Source organism: Phaeobacter sp. JH20_08, assembly GCF_048056635.1.
Lineage (GTDB): Bacteria > Pseudomonadota > Alphaproteobacteria > Rhodobacterales > Rhodobacteraceae > Phaeobacter > Phaeobacter bryozoorum.
Genome location: NZ_JAYMVV010000010.1, coordinates 149,284 through 171,889 on the forward strand (window position 1 = coordinate 149,284; position 22,606 = coordinate 171,889).

Sequence of the window (22,606 nt, forward strand, 5' to 3'; positions counted from 1 at the left end):
CTTGCGGCACATCGTGCCCCGCGGATTGCCGTTGCAGCGGCCATCGGCTAGTCAGTTATCTGTATGACCCGCGCACAGAGATCTGACCCATGAGCCGCATCAGCCAAATTGACCTTGATGACAGTAACTTGCCGCCACCGACGCCCGAGATTGAGCAGGAGCGCCGGGTCGCCATTTTCGACCTGATCGAGGACAACAGCTTTGCCCTACCTGCTCGCGGCGAGCGCGAGGTGCCAGAAGGTCCCTATCATCTAGGTCTTGCGATCCGGGATAAGCGGTTGGTGTTTGATGTGGCGTCCGAAGCCGGGGAGAAAGCGGCGGAATTCCATCTGTCACTGTCGCCGTTCCGTCAGGTCGTCAAAGACTACTATCAGATCTGCGAGAGCTATTTCACAGCTGTTAAGACCCTGCCGCCCAGTCAGATCGAGACGATCGACATGGCCCGCCGAGGTATCCATAACGAAGGCAGCCGCGTTCTTCAGGAACGTCTGGAAGGGAAGGCCGAGATTGATACGGATACGGCGCGCCGCCTCTTCACGCTGATTTGCGTTCTGCATTTTGGGGGCTGAAGCGTGAGCGAGTTGCCACAGTCGATTTTGTTCTGCTGTGACCACAACGCGGTCCGTTCCCCTATGGCCGAGGGGATCATGAAGCAATTTTATGGCTCTGGCACCTATGTGCAGTCGGTCGGTGTCAAGAATGATATGGAAATCGACGGTTTCTGCATCGCGGTCTGCCAGGAGATCGGCGTTGAATTGTCGCGTCATCGCTCGCGGTCGTTTGACGAAATGGAGCAATGGGGCGACGACCTGTCGTCTTTTGATCTGGTCGTGGCTTTGTCGCCTGCCAGCCAGAGACGGGCCCTGGAACTCACCCGGTTTTTTCACCTCGATGTCGAATATTGGCCAATTATGGACCCAACTGGACTGGGGGAAACCCGGGATGCCAAGCTAGATAGCTACAGGCAAACCCGATCCCAGATCATCCAGCGCCTGACTGAGCGCTGGGGCAACCCGTTGGAGACAAAATGAACCGCACCGTCACCCGATATTTTGAAGCATTCAACGCCAAAGATACCGAAGCCATGCTGTCGTGTCTTTCCGATGACGTGGCCCACCACGTGAACGAAGGCAAAATCCGCACCGGTAAGGCGTTGTTTGCCGAGTTTTGCGCCCATATGAGCCGCTGCTACGACGAAAACCTCACCGATATGGTGATTTTCGATAATGAAGACGGTACCCGGGCGGCTGCCGAATACATCGTGAACGGCGTCTACCTCGAAACCGATGCAGGTCTGCCCGAAGCGCATCGGCAAAGCTACCGCCTTCCCGCCGGGTCGTTCTTCGATCTGAAGGACGGCAAGATCATCCGCGTGACGACATATTACAACCTGGCGGATTGGACGGCGCAGGTCTCTGGCTGATGGACCTTCAATTGGAGGTTTTGCGTGGCGCGGCCTTGGCTGAAGCGATTGATGACATCGCCCGCCTTCGCATAGCTGTCTTTCGCGATTGGCCTTATCTCTATGATGGCGATTTGGCCTACGAACGCAGTTATCTGCAAAGCTATCTGGACAGCGACCGGTCTATCGTAATTGGGGCATGGGATGGCGGGGCGCTTGTTGGTGCTTCGACCGGCGCACCTCTCGCGGATCACGCAGAGGATTTTGCCGCTGCGTTCGACGGAACCGGCTTGGCGCTGACGGATGTTTTCTACTGCGCCGAATCCGTGCTGTTGCCACAGTATCGCGGGCGCGGGCTTGGGCACAGTTTCTTTGATGTGCGGGAGGCCCATGCCCGAAATCTCGGCTTTTGCGTATCCGCGTTTTGCAGCGTTCAACGTCCGGGCGACCATCCCGCCAGGCCCGAGGTGTACCATGATCTACACAGTTTCTGGCACAAACGGGGTTACTCCCCCATGCCGGGTGTGATGGCTCGTTTTTCGTGGCGTGACGTGGGAGATGTGGAGGAAACCCGAAAACCGCTTCAATTCTGGTCACGCAGCTTGACCTGAGCGGTCTCGTGCAGCTCAGCTCTTCTCAGCCGTTCGATGTCAAACGACAGGAAAATCTCATGAAAATCGCCACTGCTGCCTATCGGCTCGATTGGTTTGATGACTGGTCCGAATATGATGCCAAAATCACCCATTGGGTAGAAGAAGCGGCTGAACAGGGAGCAGAGCTGCTGGTGTTTCCCGAATATGGCGCGATGGAGCTGTCCACGCTCGATGGTGCCGAGGTTGCCGGAAATCTGGAACAATCCCTACATGCGGTTTCCAGCCGGATGCCTGAAGTCGATGCCTTGCACCTGCGTCTCGCCGCGCAATTCGGAGTGCATATTCTTGGGGCATCGGCGCCCGTATTTGATGGCCGGGATCGTCCGGTTAATCGTGCGACCCTATATGCCCCGAACGGCAGGAAGGGCGTTCAAGACAAGCAGATCATGACCATGTTTGAGCGTGATCCATGGGAGGTGGTCGGTGGCGGCCCACTCAAAGTGTTTGACACCGAACTGGGCAAGATCGGCATCCTCATCTGCTACGATAGTGAATTTCCGCTTTTGGGACGGGCGCTTGCAGATGTGGATCTATTGTTGGTGCCGTCCTGCACGGAGGCACTGGCGGGCTATTGGCGGGTCCGCATCGGCGCCATGGCCCGCGCGCTCGAAAATCAGTGCGTCTCGGTGATGTCGTCTATCGTAGGCCCTGCGGAATGGTCAGAGGCCGTGGATCAGAATACCGGAACGGGTGGCATATTTGGACCGCCTGATACCGGCTTCCCCGCGACTGGTGTCTTGGCCGAGGGGATATTGAACAAGCCGGGCTGGACCTATGCCGACATTGATCTTGAGGCGATTGCCCATGTGCGCCGCAATGGCGTTGTACGCAACCGCACGCATTGGGACGAAAGGGCAGAACCTGAGAAATCGGTCACAATATGTCAGCTGCGGTGATTGCGCCCTTGAAAATCTGGGAAAAAGCGCTCATTTAAGCGCACGTCCCGCAGACTCGCGGGATACCGCAATTATGGAGATAACATGGCCAAGGAAGATACGCTCGAATTTCCCGGTGTCGTGAAGGAACTCCTGCCCAATGCGACGTTTCGGGTCGAGCTGGAAAACGGCCATGAGATCATCGCACATACGGCAGGCAAGATGCGCAAGAACCGCATCCGTGTTCTGGCTGGCGACAAGGTACAGGTTGAAATGACCCCATACGACCTGACCAAGGGACGGATCAACTACCGCTTCAAGTAAGCGTGGCGATCCCTCATATGAACAAAGCCCGGCCTTCGAGCCGGGCTTTTGTTTTGGGTGCAGCTCGCAGCGTGCTGGGTTGGGCTTTCCCCGGTCCGGCAGAGCCAGTAAGACAAGTCTGAAATGCCTGGCGGCTTTCGCCCGCGGGTGACAAACACGAACAAGAGGTCCGGACATGGCATTCATTCTGGGATCAGGCAGCCCGCGTCGATTGGAACTGCTGGCTCAGCTGGGAATCACCCCGGATGCGGTCTGCCCACCCGATATTGATGAGACTCCCAAGAAGGGAGAATTGCCGCGTCTTTATTGCGCGCGTATTGCCCGGCAGAAAGCCGAGGCGATCGTTGCCAATCCAGAGGATGTGGTTCTCTGTGCGGACACCACAGTAGCGTTGGGGCGCAGGATCATGGGAAAACCGTCCGACGCCGGGGAAGCTGCGGAATTTCTTCTGGCGCTTTCTGGACGCCGTCATCAGGTGATTACCTCGGTTGCGGTGCGCCGCGGCGATCGCATTTGGGCGCGTGATGTTGTCAGTGCCGTGAAGATGAAACGCCTCTCGGATGAGGATCTGAATGCCTATCTTGCGACCGGTGATTGGGAGGGCAAGGCGGGCGCCTATGCAATTCAAGGCCCAGCAGGAGCGTTGATCCCTTGGATCAACGGATCCTTCACTGGAATCGTCGGTCTGCCATTGGCCGAAACCGCCGCCCTGTTGCGCGGCGCAGGCTGGACACAGAGTAAGGAGACAGCAGCATGAAGGGACGGACAATTGTGCTCGACCATATCGATGGTCGCGAGGCCGCGGCGCTCATGGTGGATGGCCAGCTTGAGGATCTGCTGATTGACAGCGACGCACCGACACCGGGCACGATTTACCGGGCCCGAGCAGATCGCCCCGTCAAGGGGCAGGGCGGAATGTTCCTGACCACACCGGACGGGCCTGCTTTTTTGCGTCAGGTCAAGGGGTTGGCGCCCGGTCAGGAGTTGCTGGTGCAGCTGACAGGATACGCCGAAGCTGGCAAGGCCTTGCCAGTCTCCCAAAAGCTCCTGTTCAAGAGCCGCTACGCGATCGTCACGCCTGAGGCTCCTGGCCTTAATATTTCCCGCTCGATCCGCGACGAGGATGAGCGGGACCGCCTTTTGGAAATCGCCCACGATGCAATGGGGGATCACGGCTATGGCCTGATCCTGCGTTCCGCCTGTCATGGCGCTGACGGGGAGGAGATTGAAGAAGATGTCCTCGCCATGGTGGCGCTGGCCTCCCAGGTCATGGAGGATTCCGGTAGCGGACCAGAAGTATTGGCGGAGGGGGACACCCCGCATCTTCTTGCATGGCGTGACTGGACCGATCCGGCAGATATCGAGCGCGATCCCGGTGGATTTGAACGTCTTGGCGTATTGGATGCACTGGAAACGGTTCAGGGCATTCGCGAACCTCTCAGCGGGGGTGCCTTTCTTTTTATCGAACAGACCCGCGCGCTAATCGCTGTCGACGTAAACACTGGCAGCGACACATCGCTTGCAGCTGGCGTGAAAGCCAATATGGCCTGCGCAAAATCCCTGGCCCGGGCGCTGCGGTTGCGCGGTCTCGGCGGGCAGATCGTTATTGATCCGGCTCCTATGCCCAAGAAAGATCGTCGCGCTTTTGAAACCGCGTTGCGGGCCAGTTTTCGCAATGACAGCGAAGACACCGTTCTGGTTGGCTGGACCACGCTTGGCCACTTTGAACTGCAACGTAAGCGAGGCCGTATTCCGCTGGCGGAGGTGCTTGCATGAGCTGTCCGATCTGTGACGGAGAAACCTCCAGCGATTATCGTCCCTTCTGTTCACGCCGCTGCGCGGATATTGACCTTGCGAAGTGGTTCAACGGCGCCTATGCGACCCCCAGCGCGGACCCGGAAGATATTGAAAACGCTTTGGAAGAAGTCGAAAAACACCGAGAAACCAAACATTAGCGATTTTCTTTGAAAAAGCCTCTGGACACGGTCACGCCCACGTCATAGAAGGCCCACACCCAAGGCGATAAGCCTTCCCGTGCCCGGGTAGCTCAGGGGTAGAGCAGTGGATTGAAAATCCTCGTGTCGGTGGTTCGATTCCGCCCCCGGGCACCATTGTATAAGTATAAATCAATGATTTAAGTTGAGATGCGCTACGCTCCTACCAATCTGCTGGCTAGCTGGGTGCCAACTGCCGCTCCTGCATCTTCTTGATCGTCGTTAGTCGTGCGCACGCCTCGCAAGCAAAATCAATCCGAGTCACTCTCCTTCTTGAATAGCTTCTCTAGCGCTTGGATGTCATCGTCACTGAACTCCGTGAAAAGCGACAAAGACATCGCGCTCGTTACTTTCGCTTGCACGGCGTCCCAATCGTCAGATGGGCCATGCTCGATGTACTTCGAGATACCTTTTGTACTTCGATGCGCACTGACGTCGATAGCTCTCAGCTGGTCGCAAAGTAATAGGGTGTTGGAAAGCCGAAACGCATCAGTTGTGGTAGAAAAGGCGATACTGCGGTTCAATGAAAGTCCCGGCTTGGAAAGAGCCTCTTGGCTTGATCCCTTGGATGCATTGCGCGGGCTGGATATCGGGTGCGTTTCGGGGTGTCGTCCGCACGTGGCCCCTCGGATTGAATTGCACTGTCTAGCGGGTGGCCTAGCTCCGATAGCCTCGCAGATTCGTCCTCGATATTCTGGGCGATGACATGCACCACAGCACCTTCTCGTTGAAGGTAGCCTGTTACGCGCAACAATCTCCCCCCCATGACAGTGCGGCGAAAACGTTCGTATATCCTGTTCCAAACCACCACATTGCAAACGCCGGTCTCATCCTCAAGGGTCAGAAATATCACGCCTGAAGCGGTGCCCGGTCGTTGCCTCGTAATGACCAGGCCGCATACGCAGACTGGCTGTAATGGCGCGGTTATCAGCTGGTCGTGGCAGATCAGGCCGGGTAGAGCCGGACGCAGAAGTTCCATCGGATGCGCGCGTAAGCTCAGGCGCATTGAGACATAGTCTTCGACGACTTCTTCCCCCAGATGCATCCGCGGCAGCATGACGTCCGGCTCGGTGATGGCTTCTCCGTCGAACTGATCGTTGAACAGCGGAAGCTGTGCAGGAGTTCGGATTGATTTTACTTGCCAGAGCGCCTCTCGGCGCGGGACCCCCATAGACGAGAAGGCATCCGCCTCAGCCAGACGCTCCAGGGCTGCAGGGGCAAGCCCCGCGCGCAGCCAGAGGTGCTCAGGATCTATATACCCGTTTCCGCGCGCAGCAATGATCCAGCCTGCGTCGTCTTCCTTGAAACCTTTGATCTGACGAAACCCTAGACGCAGGGCCAATGTTCCATCCGGGCGGCGTTCAAGCGTGTTGTCCCATTCGGAGCAGTTTACACAGATCGGCCGGACTTCGATACCATGATCACGTAGATCCCGGATGATCTGTGCTGGAGCATAAAAGCCCATCGGCTGAGAATTGAGCAAGGCACAGGCAAAAATTGCCGGGTGGTGACATTTCAGCCAAGCTGAGACATAGGCCAGCATGGCAAAGGCTGCAGCGTGGCTTTCGGGAAATCCATAGTCCGCAAAGCCTTCTATCTGTCCGAAGCACCGTTCGGCAATGTCTTGGCTATAGCCGTTCCTCAGCATTCCAGCGATGAATTTGTCGCGATACTTTCCAATTGTTCCCATGCGCCTAAAGGAGGCAAGAGAACGGCGCAGGTGGTCAGCTTCTTCTGCGGAAAAACCCGCACCGACAACAGCGATCTGCAAAGCCTGCTCCTGAAACAGAGGCACGCCCATTGTGCGCTTGGTTACCTGTTCCAGAGCAGGTCCGAAGGGATCCGGGTTTTCCAAACCGTTTCGCCTGCGAATATAAGGTTTCACCATATCTCCCTGTATCGGACCCGGGCGGACGATCGCGACTTCGATAACCAGATCGTAGAATTTGCGGGGCCGCATCCGGGGCAGGAAATTCATCTGTGCCCGGCTTTCTACCTGAAAGACCCCCACCGCATCTGCGGCACAGAGCATATCGTAGGTCGCCTCATCTTTTTGGGGGACGGTTGCGATGCTGTGCGTTATGTTCTCGTGTTGCTGCATCAAGGCAAAGGCTTTTTTAATGCAGGTTAGCATACCCAATCCCAGCACATCTACTTTCAGAATGCGCAGGGCATCAATATCATCCTTGTCCCAGCAGATGACGGTACGATCTTCCATTGCGGCATTCTCAATCGGGGCAAGTTCGTCCAGCCGTCCACTGGTGATGACAAACCCGCCCACATGTTGAGAAAGATGACGTGGAAAGCCGATGATCTCGCCGATCCGTTGTATCGTCTGTATCAGGCGGCGGTCTTCTAGATTGAGCCCAAGTTCACGAATGCGATCCAGATCCACATTGCCATTGCTCATGCCCCATATCTGTCCGGACAGGCCTGCAGTTACATCCTGGCTGAGGCCCATAACCTTGCCGACCTCGCGAATGGCAGCGCGCGTGCGAAAGTGGATGACGGTTGCGCAAAGCCCAGCACGATGGCGACCGTATTTCTGATAAATCCACTGGATGATTTCTTCACGCCGTTCGTGTTCGAAATCAACGTCGATATCCGGTGGCTCTCCCCGATGCTTTGACACGAAACGCTCAAAAACCATCGCAATCATATCGGGGCTGACATCCGTAATGCCCAAGAGATAGCAAAGGATTGAATTGGCGGCAGACCCGCGTCCCTGGCAGAGGATCCCCTTGGATTTGGCAAATTGCACGATGTCATGAACGGTCAGAAAATAGGCTGAAAACTCCAGTTCGTTGACAACAGAAAGCTCTTTCTCCATCAGCTGAATTGCCCTGTCCGGAGGACCATCTGGGTAGCGACGTTTCAAGCCTTCCTGAACCAGGCGTTCCAAACGGGCCTGTGCTGTTTCACCGTCCGCCTCTTCATGTGGGTATTCATAGGAGAGTTCACCCAGATCAAAATTACATCTATTGGCAATCTCCAACGTGCGGCGGAGCGCTGCAGGGTGATCACGAAATATACGTGCCATATCGGCGCCCGCTTTGAGCCGACGTTCTCCATTTGGCAAGGCGCGGGTGCCGATATCATCGATGGTGATATTCTCGCGCATGCAGGTCAAAACATCAGCAAGCTGCCTGCGATTGGCACGGTGCATCAGGACATCTCCGATCGCCACCATTGGAGCGCATGTTTTTTGCGCTGTCTGGGCGCAGGCCGCGAGATAAGCCTGATCGCTTCCATCATAGCGCGGCGCGGCCCCCAAGAAGACATGGTGCGGAAACTGCCGCCCCATTCGTTGAATATCCAGGACAGCATCGTTCAATGATCCCTTTGGCAAGGCGATCAGGATCATGGCTTGGCAGGCATTGATGACGTCTTCAGTGTAGAGAATACATTTACCTTTTTCCGCACGCCGTTTCCCGAGGGTGAGCAATCTTGCCAACTTACTATAGGCGGTTCGGTTGCATGGTAGGGCCAGCCAATCCACTGCGCTGTCCTGCAAGATGAGACGGCATCCCACAATCAACTTGGGAAGGACCGGTGCTATCGGCTTGGGAATGGCAGATGCGTGGCCTACCTCTTGCCGAGAGGAGGAATCGATCCGCTGGTGGGACCGGATTTTCAAGGCATCCTGCGTTTCCCGTGTCAGCTCCTTTAACGCACTCCAGGCCCGGACAACCCCCGCAAGCGAGTTGTGATCTGTTATTGCCAGCGCTGACAGTCCCAATTCGGCAGCTCGCGCAACCAGTTCTTCGGGATGGGAGGCCCCGGTCAGGAAGGTGAAATTTGTGGTGACACACAGTTCGGCATAATCTTGCTTTTGCAGTCGTCGATCCGGCAGATCTTTCTGATACACCTCAACCTGCCGATGCTTGTGGTTGACCTCAATCATGCGAATTCCCCCTGCACGTACCAGCCGGGGTTCTGAGGCGTATAAAACAGCCAGAGCCGTCGCCCCTGCGTGGTTTCCACCCGCCAATAATCACGCAAGCCAGACCGCCAGTTGTCGTCATCAAACCACCATTCGGGGGTGATGCGCTCCGGTCCGGTGGCCCTGCCTGTGGTCAATGACATGCGTCGCCAGCGGAAATGGGTCGGCGGATAAGATCCGCCCCCTGCAATCGGTTCTGGGTGAAACAGGCAGAGTGGGCGTGGGTTCCTGCAAACCCAACCGCTGGCGGCGGTTGAATAGGCCGCAGGTGATGTAATGAAGCTACGTTCCGGAATATGGCTGTCGGCGGGAAGAAAACGCTGAATGTTTTCAAGACCGATCCGTGTCCCGAGCCGCGTAATCAGATCGTCCAGCCGGTCGTCGCTGTCAGTGGCAACGTGAGTCATCTGCTGCGCGGGCAGAGCCTCGGTCTGTGTCGCTTCGAGACGCAGCTGATCTATGCCAAAGCCAGCGTCAATTTCAGACAGTCCCTTTTCGAACAGGGGGAGAATCCGGAGTGGATCGCGCAAGGGGCGGGCCAGACGCAATTCCACTTCTTGGTGTCCCTGATCCACTCGCCGCAGTGTTACGACAAACACACGGGCGCCCATCTCATGGGTTTTCAAGGTTGCACAGAGTCTTGTCAGCAGTCTTTTCGTGCCAGCCATGACATCATCTATCAGGCCGATAGGCTCTGGCAATGTCATGCGGACACCGTAATGGGGCGGTGCGGCCAAAGGTGTGATTTCTTCAACTTGCTGCCCTAAGGCCTGATCCAGCCTCATCACTACGTTTGGTCCAAAACGGCGTGTCAGCGGGGCACGGGGCGTTGTCGCAAGATCCCCGATTTTGCGCAGCCCCAATCTGATCAGAGCGGTTGTTGTCTTCTCATCCAGCCGCAGAGCGGCAACGGGAAGGTCCTTAAGGGCTGGCAACATAGCCCCTGGTGCAGCCTGTCCCTCGCCGAAATGTGCCAGCGCCCAGGCTGCTCCGCGTGTGTCGGCCAGTCCGATCTGTGCCGATAGGCCCGCCCGTGTCAGACCTGTGCGGATATCACTCAACATATTGTCCTCTCCTCCAAAAAGGTGAGAAGAGCCACTGATATCAAGAACCAGGCCGTCCCGGCCTTCTAACCCTACCCAAGGGCAATACCGGGTGGCCCATCGGCGCAGGGTCAGCAAGAATTGCTGATCCCGGTAGAGATCCGCAGGGGCTGTTTGTAGTTTTGGACAAAATGCGCGGGCGTCTGAGTGGGGCATACCCTGGTGCAAGCCTTGCTGCGCGGCTTCAGTATTGAGGCAATACAGCCGATTTGCATTGCTGTGTTTGATGGTCAGCGCAAAAGGGCCGGACAGCGGGTACTGCCGAAGAAACCGGTCACTCGCTAACCGGTGAAACCATATCGACACGACGCGACGTGCGATTCCATCGAACATGCCAAGATCCAATCGTTCCCGATTTGTTCTTAATAAGACTCCAGTGAAAATGAGTCGAGTCCTGTGCATGAAATAGAGGTCGACAGCGCCAGCGGCTTTCGGCGGCATTGCTGCCCATCCCTTCAGGGATAAGGCAAAGCCCGGTGCTGTTTCCTGTCTTCGCCGCGAGTTGCAGACGCCGCCCGGCAGTAAGGCTGAGAGGTTTGCTGATGTCGATCGCGACCAATGCGACAGCGCGCTCCCGCAACGCCTCCTCGGCACTGGCAAGCCCATCGGTCTGATGCGTCACATTTGCAACCAGCATCTGAGAGGGATCTGCAAATTCACCTAGCCCCATAGGGTTGATATATTCTGGACGGTGGCTTTCACGTATCCAAAGCGTGGGTCCGCAGGTCTGGGCCATCAAAGCTGCAAGAAACCCAAAACTGCCAGGACCGCAGACTTCATGTACGCGTCCGCGCTTGAGTGGAAAATATGGGAGCGTTGAAGTGGTCATGATCGATTTATACCGTGTCACATCGCCCTGCAAAAGTGGCTGCCCTGACAACAGCACAGACCGCACAACAAACCAGTCGAGGGCAAAGCGCCAATTCTGACGGACATGTTTGGTGAAAGGAGCGTGATCCTGAATCGGGTTAATATTCGGCCAAATCCCCGAAAATGCCTATTTAGAGACTGTTCAGAACCTTTCTTGCACTGCTGAGATAGGCCTCCTGTTTGTCTGAAGACATTCTGTCCCAGGTCCGATAGGGCTGCATCAAACGCGGGTTTCTTGACAGTTTTTCACGGTTTCGGATCAGAAAATCCCAGTACAGCGGTGTAAACGGGCAAGCCTTGGGCCCTGTTTTTTGTTTCACGTCATAGGCGCAATTCGCACAGTAATCCGACATCTTGTTGATGTAATTTCCACTGGCGGCATAGGGCTTGGACCCTAGGAAACCGCCATCTGCAAACTGGCTCATGCCGATGACATTTGGCGCTTCAACCCATTCATAGGCATCTGCGTAGACCGCCAGATACCATTCGTGGACCTGGTGCGGGCCCACTCCAGCCAGCATGGCGAAATTGCCGGTGACCATCAGCCGCTGAATATGATGTGCATAGGCCTCGTCACGGGTCTGACTGATGGCTGCGGCCATACAGGCCATGTCGGTTCGGCCACTCCAGTAGAACTCTGGCAGGTCCCGTGTTGCCCCCAGGAAATTCATTGAGGTGTAGCCCGGCATGTTCAGCCAGTAGATACCGCGCATATACTCGCGCCAGCCGATAATCTGACGAATAAACCCTTCGACCGCATTGAGAGGAGCGCGCCCCTCATAATAGGCACGTTCGGCGCGGAGGCAGACTTCTAAAGGGCCAAGCAGGCCAATATTGATGTATTGCGCCAGAACGGAGTGGTAGAGAAACGGCTCTCCTGTCAGCATGGCATCCTGATAATCGCCAAATAGTGGCAGCGCCTCATCTACAAAATGATCTAGCGCCGCCAGGGCTTCCTTGCGGGTGACTGCGAACCAGAAGGGGGTTAGCTGTCCGAAATTGCTGGAAAACCGCTGCTCCACCAGCGCGAGTACGCCTTGCGTGATTTTGTCCGGATCGGTGTGAACAGGCTTGGGCATGAACATGTCGTTCTGGGCCGGTTTGCGGTTCTCAGAATCATAGTTCCATTTGCCACCCTCAGGGTCGTCACCCTGCATCAATAAGCCGGTTTTGCGACGCATTTCGCGATAGAAATACTCCATGCGGAGTTGTTTGCGCCCCTCCGCCCAGTTGCGGAACATCTCATGACTGGCGAGAAAGCGGCTGTCCTCAAGCATGGTCAGCTTTGCCGGTCCAGACCAGTTGGTCAGCGCCTCTTTGAGGCGATATTCTCCCGGCTCGGTGATGAGAACCTCTGTTGCCGGGGTCTGCTCCAATGCACGCTCCAGCTCTCCAATCAAGCTGCCTGAATTGTCGGGATCCTCAAGTCGTATGTACCGCAGGGCCCAACCGTCGGCGGACAGCTCATCCGCGAAGTGCCGCATGGCGGAAAAGACAAAGGCGAGTTTCTTTTTGTGGTGCGGGACATAACTGGCTTCCTCCGTAACTTCAGCCATCAGGAGGCGGTCTTTCTGTCGGTCACCCTGCTGCAGAGACGAAAGATCATGCGACAGCTGATCACCCAGGATCAGAATAATCCTGCCGCGGTCATTGCTGTCCTGAGGTGTCACATTATTGGTCATGTCCCGGTACTCCGCTGGTCTGGCAGCAGATAGCGTGACCGTGAAAGCTGGCAACGGGGAAAGCTGGCAACGGCAGGGTGGTCCCGCGCAGAAAGGCGCGACAGATAAGCCAATATTCGAGACTGATCTATGTCATTTTCAAAGCGTCAAGAGGCCTGGCTGTAGCGGACACCCTCCGGTTTATGCGCGTCGAATGCGCTGGCGATGATCCGGGTCAGCGCGCGCCCTTCGGGTTTGACACGGAGGGCGTCGTCCGCCCAGGTCACCAGTTCACCGTAGGTCGCGGTGACCTCCTCCAGATCCGCAGTCAGCTGCTGGCATATGGGCCCGTACCGCTGGCGCAGTTCCGTGAGATCCAGCAGGAAATCACACATCAGCATTTCAATCGCCCGAGCCCGCACCTTGTCGATCTGGGTAAGTTGATGGCCGCGTGCGCCGGCAAGCTCGCCGGCTTCAATCCTCTGAACATAGGCGGCCGTAGCAGCTGCATTCTGCACATAGCCGCCTTCAAAGCGCGAGATCGAAGAAGCGCCAACACCGATCAGCGTCGGGCAGCGGTCATCCGTGTAACCCTGGAAGTTTCGCCGCAAGCCGCCATTTTCGCTGGCCAGGTTCAAGCGGTCCTGAGGGCGCGCAAAATGATCTATGCCGATGTTGGCAAATCCGGCAGATCGAAATGCCTCTGCGGCCAGCTCAGCCAGATGGTAGCGGGCTTCATCGCCTGGCAGCGCGGTATCATCAATCAGCTTCTGCCGTTTTGCCACCCATGGGACATGGGCATAACCAAACAGGGCGACACGATCTGGCGCCAGTGTCAGCACCTTGTCAACCGTATCCGCGATGCGTGTCGCGTCCTGATGGGGCAATCCATAGACGAGATCGGTATTCAGAGATCGAATGCCAGCCGCACGCAGCTCAGCGACACAGGCGGCAGTGACGTCATAGGGCTGGATACGACCGATTGCTGCCTGCACCTCGGGATCAAAATCCTGAATGCCGATGCTGGCGCGGTTCATGCCTTCCTCTGCCAGAGCCGCAATCTTGTCGCCGTCTACCATTGTCGGGTCGATCTCGACTGAAAACTCGCAATCATCTGTCGGCGGTATGGCAGATTTCACCGCTTGCGCCAGCCGGTGTATCAGCGCTGGCGGCAGAATGGTCGGAGTGCCGCCTCCCCAATGCAGGCGGCCCATCTGCAACCCTTTGGGAAGTCGCTCGGCGAGAAGGGACAGTTCTTTTTCGACGGTGGCGATATAGCTTTCGACCGGGCTGAGTGTCTGAGTGCCCTGGGTTCGGCACGCACAAAACCAGCACAAGCGTTCGCAGAAGGGCACGTGTATATAGACTGACACAGGTTCCGCCGGGTCCAGCGCCGACAGTGCATGGCTCTGGAAAGCGCTATCGACGGCTGCGCTGAATACCGGCGCTGTGGGGTAGGAGGTATAGCGGGGAACGCGGCTGTCAAAAAGTCCCAGCTCGCGAAGGCGATCAATCTGTTTCATATTGCCAGATATGACCGATTTCTGAATGCAGGACTTTGCGCGAAATCAAATTTTAGACTGGCAAGGGTGAAACGCCGATCACGCGCTCATGCAAATGTAACGCGGCCGCCCAGAGCAACAGGCCAAGCGCGGCCCGTATGGCCAGATCCCGCAGGTGCTGTTGCCGCCAGCCTGAGTTGAGGATCGGGCGTAGCGAGAACAAGGCGGTAGTTGCGAAATAAGCCGCTGCGTCCGCACCAAGCGTTGCGCGTGCCTTAAGGTCAAAGAGCAGGATTGCAGCACCGGCCAGGAGAAAGGATCCGCCAAACACAATGGCATGAGCCAAATCGCCGTTGGCCAGCAGATGTGACAGCGACCAGAGTGCCAGCGCCAAGAGGATCGGATGGCGGCTGAACGCGGCGCGCCCGGGATCATCCCGCGTCGGATCGGAACTGCGCCGTCCTCCAAGCGTAAAGGGGGTTTCCACGCCCAAACCGCAGCTTGTCAGCACAAAGACCAAGGGCATTGTCAGCATCGGGGCCCATCGCAACCAATCAGATGGCGGCCAGAGTTCGACATAAGGCGCATCAGCCGCGGCTACGATGACCCAGCCGAACACTCCGAGTGACAAAAGCCCGTAGGCCGAGAAATAGGCGCGGCGACCAAGGGTTGCGATCAGTCGCCCGCGCAGATCTGCGAGGCGTGGCAGGAAATGGCTGACGATAAACACTGTCATGGCAAGGGTGAAACCCGTCCAATCGGTTGACATCAATGATCCCCTCGTCTGGCAGGAGCCGTACCGCTGGAAGCGGATTATCCTATCTGTTTGTCCGTTGTAGTGGCGGAATGAACTGCATCCGGATGCGCCATCGCGAAGGCCTGATTGCTTGCACATGTGGCTTCAATCTCACCAAGACGGGACAGGTCGTTGAAATCCACCCCCCAGCGTCGTGCGTTGTAGAGTTGTGGCATCAGGCAGAGATCTGCGAGCCCCGGACGGTCTCCGGTGCAATATGGCGCAGGGGGATATCTTTCCAGAAGCGCATGAAAAGCAATGAGACCCGGACGAATGAAGTGGCGCATCCAGCCTGCGGGCATGTCGAGAGAGTGTTCAGCATCTTGCGGCTGTGCCTCTGCACAAAGGCTGGTGGCGTAGCGGGCGACCTTCAGATTGCAGACAGGGTGCAGATCAACCGCGATGGAGTGGGCAAGGGCCTGAACCCCCGCACGCTCTGCCGGGGTGCCAGGCAGCAGGCCAAGGTTTCGGGTCTGGTCCAGGTAGTCGAGGATTGCCAGCGATTGCGTCAGGCGCAGCCCGTCGATTTCCAGCACCGGCACGAACCCTTGCGGGTTGCGGGCCAGATGCTCGGGGCCGGTTTGCTCGCCGTTGACCAGATCCACGGTTTGGCTCCGGTAGGCGATACCCGCGAGATTGAGGGCAATGCGAACACGATAGCTGGCCGATGATCGCCAGTAGTCGTAGAGTATGACATCAGACATTCCGGTCTCCCTGCATGGCCTGAGCGATCGATGGAAACACCGCCCCGCGGCCCGATCACTAAAGCTCGCTCAATTCCTTGGCGTGCAGCCATTCGGCATGTTTCGGCGCCTTCTTGGTCTTGGACCATTCTTCCAGCATTTCCCATTTCACGGAGTCCAGCTTTTGCAGCAGTGCCTGTTCCTCCGGGTCGGGGCAGGCCAGCTCCACCCGGTGGCCGTTCGGATCGAAGAAATAGATCGAGTGGAAGATCGAATGATCGGTGACGCCCAGCACCTCAACGCCGTTGGCCTCCAGATGCTCCTTGAACTGGATCAGGGTCGAGCGGTCCTTCACCTTGAAGGCGATGTGCTGCACCCAGACCGGCGTGTTGCGGTCGCGGTCCATCTCCGGCTTGGTCGGCAGCTCAAAAAAGGCCAGGACGTTGCCGTTGCCTGCATCCATGAAGATATGCATGTACGGGTCGGGTTCATGCGTCGACGGCACATGGTCCTCGGCAATGGCCAAAACAAAATCCATGTTCAGCATTTTGTTGTACCACAGGACTGTCTCCTTTGCGTCCTTGCAGCGGTAGGCGACGTGGTGGATTTGTTCGATTTTCAAGCGGAGTCCTCCCCGGTTTTCAGCGCGGCAGCAGCCAGCGCCTGTTTCAGGATCGCGCGTTTCCCGATGTGATTTGCCAGCACCAGCACCAGCCGTGCATTCAGCGCATCGCTTTCGGCCTTGCTCAAATCCTCATGTGCGGCAAGCAGATCGGCATAGAAATCGTCGGCGCGTTCGAGGTTGGCGGCCAGGATCAGTTGGTCTTCGGTCATGGTGATCACTCCTTGCCGATGGCCCGGCGGATCGCATGCCGGAACAGGTTGTCGTCATAGCTGGGGCGGCGGGCGGCGACATGCTGGTCTGGGCGGATCAGGTAGACACCGCTTTCATGCTTGCCCAGGTAGCGGTCCTTCAGCGCCAGTGTCTTGTCGTCCTTGCTGGAGAGCGCCAATCGGGTGACCGTGATGCCGGATTCCTCAATCTCATCAGGCGCGTCGGCGTCGATGGTCAGCAGGGTGAATTTGTCGCCCAGCTTGCCAAGCAGAAACCCGTCGACCAGCGGCACATCGGGGCAGGGTGAGCCGGGCCGGGTGCGTTCCGGCCCGTTGAGCGCGTCTGCCGAATTCAGCGGTGAGCCCTCATAGGTGCAGGGCACCGACAGCCGGCCGGAGTTCACCAAAGGACGCGCGAATTCATACTGTTCGGACAGGTCCAGAACCGCATCACGCAGGACCCGGCTGACTTCCGACTTGGGGGTGATGAAATCGGTGGAGCGCGAGGAGTTCCGGATATTCTCGTCAGCGCCGTGGACGCGTTCAATGTCATAGCTGTCCAGCAGGCTTTCCGGCGCTTTGCCGTCCATCACCAGCTTGAGTTTCCAGCACAGATTGTCGGTATCTTGCAGGCCGGAGTTGGCACCGCGGGCTCCGAACGGCGACACCTGATGTGCGGCATCGCCGGCGAAGATCACCCGGCCATGGCGGAACTTCTCCATGCGGCGGCACTGGAAGGTGTAGATCGAGACCCACTCAAGTTCGAATTTCACATCTTCGCCCAGCATCGCCTTGAGTCGCGGGATCACGTTTTCGGGGCGCTTCTCACGCTCCTTGTCGATGTCCCAGCCCAGCTGAAGGTCAATGCGCCAGACCCCGTCGGGCTGCTTGTGCAGCAGTGCCGACTGCCCCTTGTTGAAGGGAGGGTCGAACCAGAACCAGCGTTCCGTCGGGAAATCCGCGTCCATGATCACATCAGCAATCAGGAAGTTGTCTTCGAACACCCGTCCGACGAAATCCAGCCCCAGCATCTGCCGGGTGGGGGAGCCGGCACCGTCGCAGGCAATCAGCCAGTCGGCTTCCAGGTTGTAGGAACCTTCTGGCGAGTCAATTTCCAGCACGGCATGGCTGGGGTGAGTGCCGATGGCAGAGACCTTGTTGCGGCCGCGGATTTCGATCGGCGCGCCTTGCTCCTGCAGCTCTCGGACCCGGTTCACCAGGTATTCCTCGAAATAATACTGCTGCAGATTGATAAATGCGGGCCGCTTGTGGCCCTCCTCAGGCAGGAGATTGAAATCGTACACCTTGCGGTCGTCGAAAAAGACTTTGCCGAGGTTCCATTGAACGCCTTTGGCGACCATCGGATCCCCGAGGCCAAGCCGATCGGCGATTTCCAGTGTCCGTTTCGAGAAGCAGATGGCGCGAGAGCCAAAACTGACCTTGTCGTTGTCGTCCAGCACAACCACGCCAATGCCCTGCTGGGCCAGGTCAATTGCGGCAGCAAGACCAACCGGCCCCGCACCGATCACGACGACGGGATGACGCACCGGCGAGGGCGCATCCTGATCGTCACTGCGTTGATAAGAATACAAGGGAACTTCAAAGATCTTGTTCATCTGGCCTCCTCCCAAATCCGGGTGCCGTCAGGCACGGCTCAACTAGCCCCCGGTCGCGGCTACGCCGAGGTTCTGGTCAAACATTTCATAGGTATTGCTGGGGCGATACGATCTGGATCAAACCGCCCCGAGTATAAATTTGCCTGGGCCTCACCCCTGCAGGGCTTCCCACATCTCCAGATCGCGCTGAGCGGTCCAGATCCGGGGGGTGTCGATGCCGCGTGCCTCGTCATAGGCACGGGCCACGTTGAAGGGCAGGCAATGCTCATAGATGGCATAATCTGCAAACTTCGGATCGCATTCTGCGCGCACCGCGTCCCAGGCTTCTTTCAGCGTGCCGTTGCGGGCTGCAACTTTCGCTGCCGGGCGGTAGGTGCTTTCAACGAAATCGCGGGTGCTTTCGACGGCGCGTTCCACCGCGTCCTTGCCCACCAGCGCGTCTCCACGACCGGGGGCAATGGCGTCGACATCATAAGCTTTGATATTGTCCAGCGTCCTGCCCCAGTCACCGAAATGCCCGTCGCCGCAGTAGCAGGCTGAGTGGTCTTCGACGATATCGCCGGTGAACATCACGTTCTGATCCGGCACGTGGATCACCGCGTCACCCGCGGTATGGGCGCGACCCAGATGCTTGATGTCGATCCGGCGATTGCCGAGGTAAACGGTCATCGAATCGCTGAAGGTGGTGGAGGGCCAGGTCAGTCCGGGGATGCTCTCATGGCCTTCGAAAAGGCGCGGGAAGCGCTGGAATTCGCTGTCCCAGTCCTCCTGCCCGCGTTCGACCACCATCGAACGGGCCTTGTCCGACATGATGATGTTCTGCGCGCCAAATGCGGAAGCACCCAGTACGCGAACAGCGTGGTAATGTGTCAGCACCACATGGGTGATCGGCTTGTCGGTGACAGAGCGAACGCAGTCGATCACCTTGTTCGCAAGCCGTGGGGTCGCCTGCGCTTCGACGATCATCACAGAGTCATCGCCGATGATCACGCCGGAGTTCGGGTCGCCCTCGGCGGTAAAAGCATAAAGCCCCTCGCCGATCTCATCAAAGGTGATCTTCTTTTCGGTCATGTCCCCTTGGGACGCAAAAGCTTTTGCCATTGTGGTCTTCCTTATCTTGCGTAGGGGTCTTCAAGCGCGGGCAGCACGGTACCGGTGCAGTCGCCGAAACCGATGGTGTAGCCGTCGCCTTTGGCCGCGCCTTTCAGGGTCAGCGTGTCACCGTCGGCGATGAAGGAGCGCTCCTCGCCAGTGTCCAGCGTTAGCGGCTCCTTACCGCCCCAGCTGAGTTCCAGGAGCGAGCCGCGGCTTTCCTTGGTGGGGCCGGAGATGGTGCCGGAGCCCAGAAGATCGCCCGCGTTCATCGGGCAGCCCGAGGTGGTGTGATGCGCCAGCTGCTGTGCGGCGGAGTAATACATTTCCTTGTAGTTGGTCCGCGCGATGGTTGTGGCCTCTTTGCCTTCCGGCGCCATGGTGACCTCAAGGTCGATATCATAGAGCATCGGGCCGCAATCCTTCAGGTGGTCCAGCAGTTCCACCTCACGCCCGGGCGTGTCGCAGCGGAACGGCTCCAGCGCCGTTTTGGTCACGATCCAAGGAGAGATCGTGTTGGCAGTGGCCTTGGCCTGGAACGGTCCCAAGGGCTGGTATTCCCAGGCCTGGATATCGCGCGCGGACCAGTCGTTCAGCAGTACATAGCCAAAGATATGGTCATCCGCTTCCTGCACGGTGATCGGGCCATCGGAGGGGGTGCCGACAATGGCGCCCATCTCCAGCTCGATATCGAAGCGCGCGCAGGGCGCCCACCGCGGCGTCTCGTCATTTGGACCTTTCAGCTGACCCCAGGGTCGGCGCACGTCGGTACCGGACACCACAACGGAGGAGGCCCGCCCGTTATAGCCGATCGGGATATGCAGCCAGTTCGGCGGCAGCGCATTTTCCGGACCGCGGAACATGGTGCCGACGTTAAAGGCGTGGTTCTTGCCCGCATAGAAGTCGGTGTATTCGCTGACGGCAAAGGGCATGTGCAGCTCGGCGTCCGTAGCCGGAACCAGCAAAGGTTCGACCTTACCCTGCTCGGCAGAGCCTTCGGACAGCAGCGCTGTCAAACGGTTGCGAAGCGCAGTCCAAACGGCCGGACCTTCTTCCATAAGGTCGTTCCAATACGGAACGTCGAACAGTGGCGCATCGCTCAACTGGACCAAGCCGGTTTCCTCGGCGGCCTGCATATCGAGGATCATGTCCCCGATGGCCACGCCGCAGCGCGGATCGTCGCCATCAACAGAAAACACGCCATAAGGCAGGTTATTCAGTGGGAACGGATGGGTCGCGCTGTTGGCGGAGGTGACCCAGGATTTTATCAAAGGCATACGTGGTCCTTTTCGTTTGAGAGCAGCTGCTCTCGTCATCTTTCCCGAAATACTCCGGGGGTGAATGCGGCCTTCAGGCCGCAGAGGGGGCAGCGCCCCCGTTGGATTACTTCTTGCCTGGTGTGCCGTCGAATTTCTTCTCGATATCGGCCCAGCAGTCGATGTAGTCATCCTGCAGCGGTGCTTCGTTCGCGGCAAAGCCTGTCAGATGCTGCGGGAAACGGGTCTCGAACATGAAGGACATCGTGTTCTCGAGCTTCTCGGGGCCGAGGTTGGAGTTCGACGCACCCTCGAACGCATTCTTGTCCGGCCCGTGCGGCAGCATCATGTTGTGTAAGGACATGCCACCCGGCACGAACCCTTGCGGTTTGGCATCATACTGGCCGTAGATATTGCCCATTAGCTCCGACATGATGTTCTTGTGATACCACGGCGGGCGGAAGGTGTTCTCAGCCACCATCCAGCGCTCGCGGAACAGCACAAAGTCGATGTTGGCTGTGCCCGGCACCCCCGACGGTGCCGTCAGCACGGTAAAGATCGACGGGTCCGGGTGGTCGAACAGGATCGCGCCGACCGGGCAATAGGTGGTCAGGTCGTATTTGTAAGGCGCGTAGTTTCCGTGCCAGGCGACCACGTCCAGCGGCGAGTGGCCGATCCTGGTCTCATGGAACTGGCCGCACCATTTGATGGTCACGGTGGAGGGCGTCTCGCGATCCTCGAACGCCGCCACCGGCGCCTTGAAGTCGCGCGGGTTGGCCATGCAGTTGGCGCCGATGGGCCCGCGGCCGGGCAACTCGAATTTCTGGCCGTAGTTCTCGCAGACAAAGCCGCGGCAGGGGCCTTCCAGCACCTCCACCCGGTACACCAGACCGCGCGGGATGATGGCGATTTCCTGCGGTGCGAGGTCGATGATACCCAGCTCAGTGGCAAAGCGCAGGCGTCCTTCCTGTGGCACCACCAAGAGTTCGGAATCGGCGGAGAAGAAGTAGCTGTCCACCATCGATTCGGTGACCAAATAGATGTGGCTGGCCATGCCGACCTGGGTGTTCACATCGCCTGCGGTGGTCATCGTGCGCATGCCGGTGAGCCAGGTCAGGCCTTCATCCGAATGCGGCACCGGATCCCAGCGGTACTGGCCCAGCGAGATCACGTCCGGATCGACGCAGGGGGCAGACTTCCAATGCGGCAGGTCGATCTTCTGATAGCGGTGCGAATGCTTGACGGACGGGCGGATGCGGTAGCACCAGGTCCGCTCCGGCACATCGGCGGTAAAAGCGGTGCCGCTCAGCTGTTCGCCGTAAAGACCATAGTTGCACTTTTGCGGGCTGTTCATGCCTTGCGGCAGCGCACCGGGCAGCGCCTCGGTTTCAAAATCATTGGCAAAGCCCGGCATATAGCCCTCGTGTGGCCCGGTAAGGGACGGGGCCTGGATCATTTCGTGGGCATCGACTTTGCGATTCATGGCGCGCTCCTTTTCTTAACTCTCTGTTTCGGTAATAGTTGATTTTGTAACTAACAAGGCATAGGTCACCCTCATGACCGAAAAAGATGACTTCGCGCTGCAGGATTTCTTACCCTATCTCCTCAATCGCGCCGCAGAAGAGAGCTCGCTTGAGTTTCAACAACACTACAAGAATCGCTACGGGATGCTCCGTACCGAATGGCGGGTCCTGTTCCATCTGGGCAGCTACGGGCGCATGACCGCAAAGGAAATTGGCCAGCGCGCCAAAATCCATAAGACCAAGATCAGCCGTGCCGTTGCGAAGCTCGCCGAGCGTCGGTTTGTATTGCGTCACCGGGATGAACGAGACCGACGATCAGAGCATCTGGAACTGACCCCGCAGGGGCAGGCCGCCTATCGCGATCTTCGGGAGCAGGCCGCCATCTATGATGGGCAGCTTGCATCCCGACTCAGCGAAGGTGAAAGCGAGGCGCTGCGCCACATGCTGCGCAAACTGGCCGGAATTGAACCATAGACATC

Annotated in this window: 23 protein-coding genes and 1 tRNA gene; 11 read left to right on the top strand and 13 right to left on the bottom strand. The window is 57.9% G+C overall.

The annotated features are described in order from the left end of the window. The first annotated feature begins 89 nt into the window (after positions 1-89). From VWY75_RS10015 to VWY75_RS10060, 10 genes are all read left to right on the top strand, one after another. Positions 90-569 (top strand): UPF0262 family protein, encoded by a 480-nt coding sequence (locus tag VWY75_RS10015; RefSeq protein WP_340546470.1) that lies wholly within the window; start codon positions 90-92, stop codon positions 567-569. 3 nt (positions 570-572) lie between these two features. Continuing rightward, positions 573-1,031 (top strand): low molecular weight phosphatase family protein, encoded by a 459-nt coding sequence (locus VWY75_RS10020; RefSeq protein ID WP_340546471.1) that lies wholly within the window; start codon positions 573-575, stop codon positions 1,029-1,031. Beyond that, positions 1,028-1,423, top strand: a complete 396-nt coding sequence (locus tag VWY75_RS10025; protein WP_340546472.1) for a ketosteroid isomerase-related protein — start codon at positions 1,028-1,030, stop codon at positions 1,421-1,423. Before VWY75_RS10020 ends, VWY75_RS10025 begins: the two co-directional genes overlap by 4 nt. Further along, positions 1,423-2,013, top strand: coding sequence for a GNAT family N-acetyltransferase (locus tag VWY75_RS10030; protein WP_416538303.1), 591 nt, complete (start codon positions 1,423-1,425; stop codon positions 2,011-2,013). The genes VWY75_RS10025 and VWY75_RS10030 overlap by 1 nt, the downstream gene beginning before the upstream one ends. Positions 2,014-2,072: 59 nt before the next feature. Then, positions 2,073-2,951 carry a carbon-nitrogen hydrolase family protein gene (locus VWY75_RS10035; RefSeq protein WP_416538304.1) on the top strand — a complete coding sequence of 293 codons (879 nt, stop codon included), beginning with the start codon at positions 2,073-2,075 and terminating at the stop codon, positions 2,949-2,951. Positions 2,952-3,035: 84 nt separating this feature from the next. Next, positions 3,036-3,254: a translation initiation factor IF-1 gene (gene infA, locus VWY75_RS10040; RefSeq protein ID WP_005978431.1), complete on the top strand. Its 219-nt coding sequence runs from the start codon at positions 3,036-3,038 to the stop codon at positions 3,252-3,254. Positions 3,255-3,429: 175 nt separating this feature from the next. Continuing rightward, complete coding sequence (locus VWY75_RS10045; RefSeq protein WP_416538305.1) at positions 3,430-4,011, top strand: Maf family protein; 582 nt, start codon at positions 3,430-3,432, stop codon at positions 4,009-4,011. Further along, positions 4,008-5,030: a ribonuclease E/G gene (locus VWY75_RS10050; protein ID WP_416534524.1), complete on the top strand. Its 1,023-nt coding sequence runs from the start codon at positions 4,008-4,010 to the stop codon at positions 5,028-5,030. The genes VWY75_RS10045 and VWY75_RS10050 overlap by 4 nt, the downstream gene beginning before the upstream one ends. Continuing rightward, entirely contained in the window at positions 5,027-5,209 is a 183-nt protein-coding gene (locus VWY75_RS10055) for a DNA gyrase inhibitor YacG (protein ID WP_340546477.1), read from the top strand. The genes VWY75_RS10050 and VWY75_RS10055 overlap by 4 nt, the downstream gene beginning before the upstream one ends. A gap of 81 nt (positions 5,210-5,290) precedes the next feature. Beyond that, a tRNA-Phe gene (locus tag VWY75_RS10060) sits at positions 5,291-5,365 on the top strand. A gap of 403 nt (positions 5,366-5,768) precedes the next feature. Here VWY75_RS10060 and VWY75_RS10065 read toward each other — a convergent pair. From VWY75_RS10065 to hmgA, 13 genes are all read right to left on the bottom strand, one after another. After that, positions 5,769-9,152 carry an error-prone DNA polymerase gene (locus tag VWY75_RS10065; protein ID WP_416538306.1) on the bottom strand — a complete coding sequence of 1,128 codons (3,384 nt, stop codon included), beginning with the start codon at positions 9,150-9,152 and terminating at the stop codon, positions 5,769-5,771. After that, entirely contained in the window at positions 9,149-10,627 is a 1,479-nt protein-coding gene (locus VWY75_RS10070) for a Y-family DNA polymerase (protein WP_416534680.1), read from the bottom strand. The genes VWY75_RS10065 and VWY75_RS10070 overlap by 4 nt, the downstream gene beginning before the upstream one ends. Beyond that, positions 10,569-11,123, bottom strand: coding sequence for an ImuA family protein (locus VWY75_RS10075; RefSeq protein WP_416538307.1), 555 nt, complete (start codon positions 11,121-11,123; stop codon positions 10,569-10,571). Before VWY75_RS10075 ends, VWY75_RS10070 begins: the two co-directional genes overlap by 59 nt. Before the next feature lie 172 nt (positions 11,124-11,295). Continuing rightward, complete coding sequence (locus VWY75_RS10080) at positions 11,296-12,846, bottom strand: cryptochrome/photolyase family protein (protein WP_416538308.1); 1,551 nt, start codon at positions 12,844-12,846, stop codon at positions 11,296-11,298. 146 nt (positions 12,847-12,992) lie between these two features. After that, entirely contained in the window at positions 12,993-14,348 is a 1,356-nt protein-coding gene (gene hemN, locus VWY75_RS10085; RefSeq protein ID WP_416534677.1) for an oxygen-independent coproporphyrinogen III oxidase, read from the bottom strand. A 52-nt stretch (positions 14,349-14,400) separates the two neighbouring features. Next, the gene (locus VWY75_RS10090; protein ID WP_416538309.1) at positions 14,401-15,096 is read right to left on the bottom strand and encodes an NnrU family protein; all 696 of its coding nucleotides are present in this window, start codon (positions 15,094-15,096) and stop codon (positions 14,401-14,403) included. A 44-nt stretch (positions 15,097-15,140) separates the two neighbouring features. Next, the gene (maiA, locus tag VWY75_RS10095; RefSeq protein WP_416538310.1) at positions 15,141-15,827 is read right to left on the bottom strand and encodes a maleylacetoacetate isomerase; all 687 of its coding nucleotides are present in this window, start codon (positions 15,825-15,827) and stop codon (positions 15,141-15,143) included. A gap of 58 nt (positions 15,828-15,885) precedes the next feature. Next, a complete protein-coding gene (locus VWY75_RS10100) occupies positions 15,886-16,428 on the bottom strand; it encodes a VOC family protein (RefSeq protein ID WP_416538311.1) in 543 nt (180 codons plus the stop codon). Next, positions 16,425-16,640, bottom strand: a complete 216-nt coding sequence (locus tag VWY75_RS10105) for a DUF2783 domain-containing protein (protein WP_271907643.1) — start codon at positions 16,638-16,640, stop codon at positions 16,425-16,427. The genes VWY75_RS10100 and VWY75_RS10105 overlap by 4 nt, the downstream gene beginning before the upstream one ends. A gap of 5 nt (positions 16,641-16,645) precedes the next feature. Further along, positions 16,646-18,256 (bottom strand): FAD-dependent oxidoreductase, encoded by a 1,611-nt coding sequence (locus tag VWY75_RS10110; RefSeq protein WP_416538312.1) that lies wholly within the window; start codon positions 18,254-18,256, stop codon positions 16,646-16,648. Positions 18,257-18,406: 150 nt separating this feature from the next. Continuing rightward, entirely contained in the window at positions 18,407-19,357 is a 951-nt protein-coding gene (locus VWY75_RS10115) for an MBL fold metallo-hydrolase (RefSeq protein WP_416534672.1), read from the bottom strand. A gap of 11 nt (positions 19,358-19,368) precedes the next feature. Beyond that, entirely contained in the window at positions 19,369-20,625 is a 1,257-nt protein-coding gene (fahA, locus tag VWY75_RS10120; RefSeq protein WP_416538313.1) for a fumarylacetoacetase, read from the bottom strand. A gap of 106 nt (positions 20,626-20,731) precedes the next feature. Further along, on the bottom strand, positions 20,732-22,087 hold the full coding sequence (gene hmgA, locus VWY75_RS10125) for a homogentisate 1,2-dioxygenase (RefSeq protein ID WP_416538314.1): 1,356 nt from the start codon (positions 22,085-22,087) through the stop codon (positions 20,732-20,734). A 73-nt stretch (positions 22,088-22,160) separates the two neighbouring features. Between hmgA and VWY75_RS10130 the strand changes: the two genes are divergently transcribed. Beyond that, the gene (locus tag VWY75_RS10130) at positions 22,161-22,601 is read left to right on the top strand and encodes a MarR family winged helix-turn-helix transcriptional regulator (RefSeq protein ID WP_340546491.1); all 441 of its coding nucleotides are present in this window, start codon (positions 22,161-22,163) and stop codon (positions 22,599-22,601) included. Positions 22,602-22,606 lie beyond the last annotated feature (5 nt).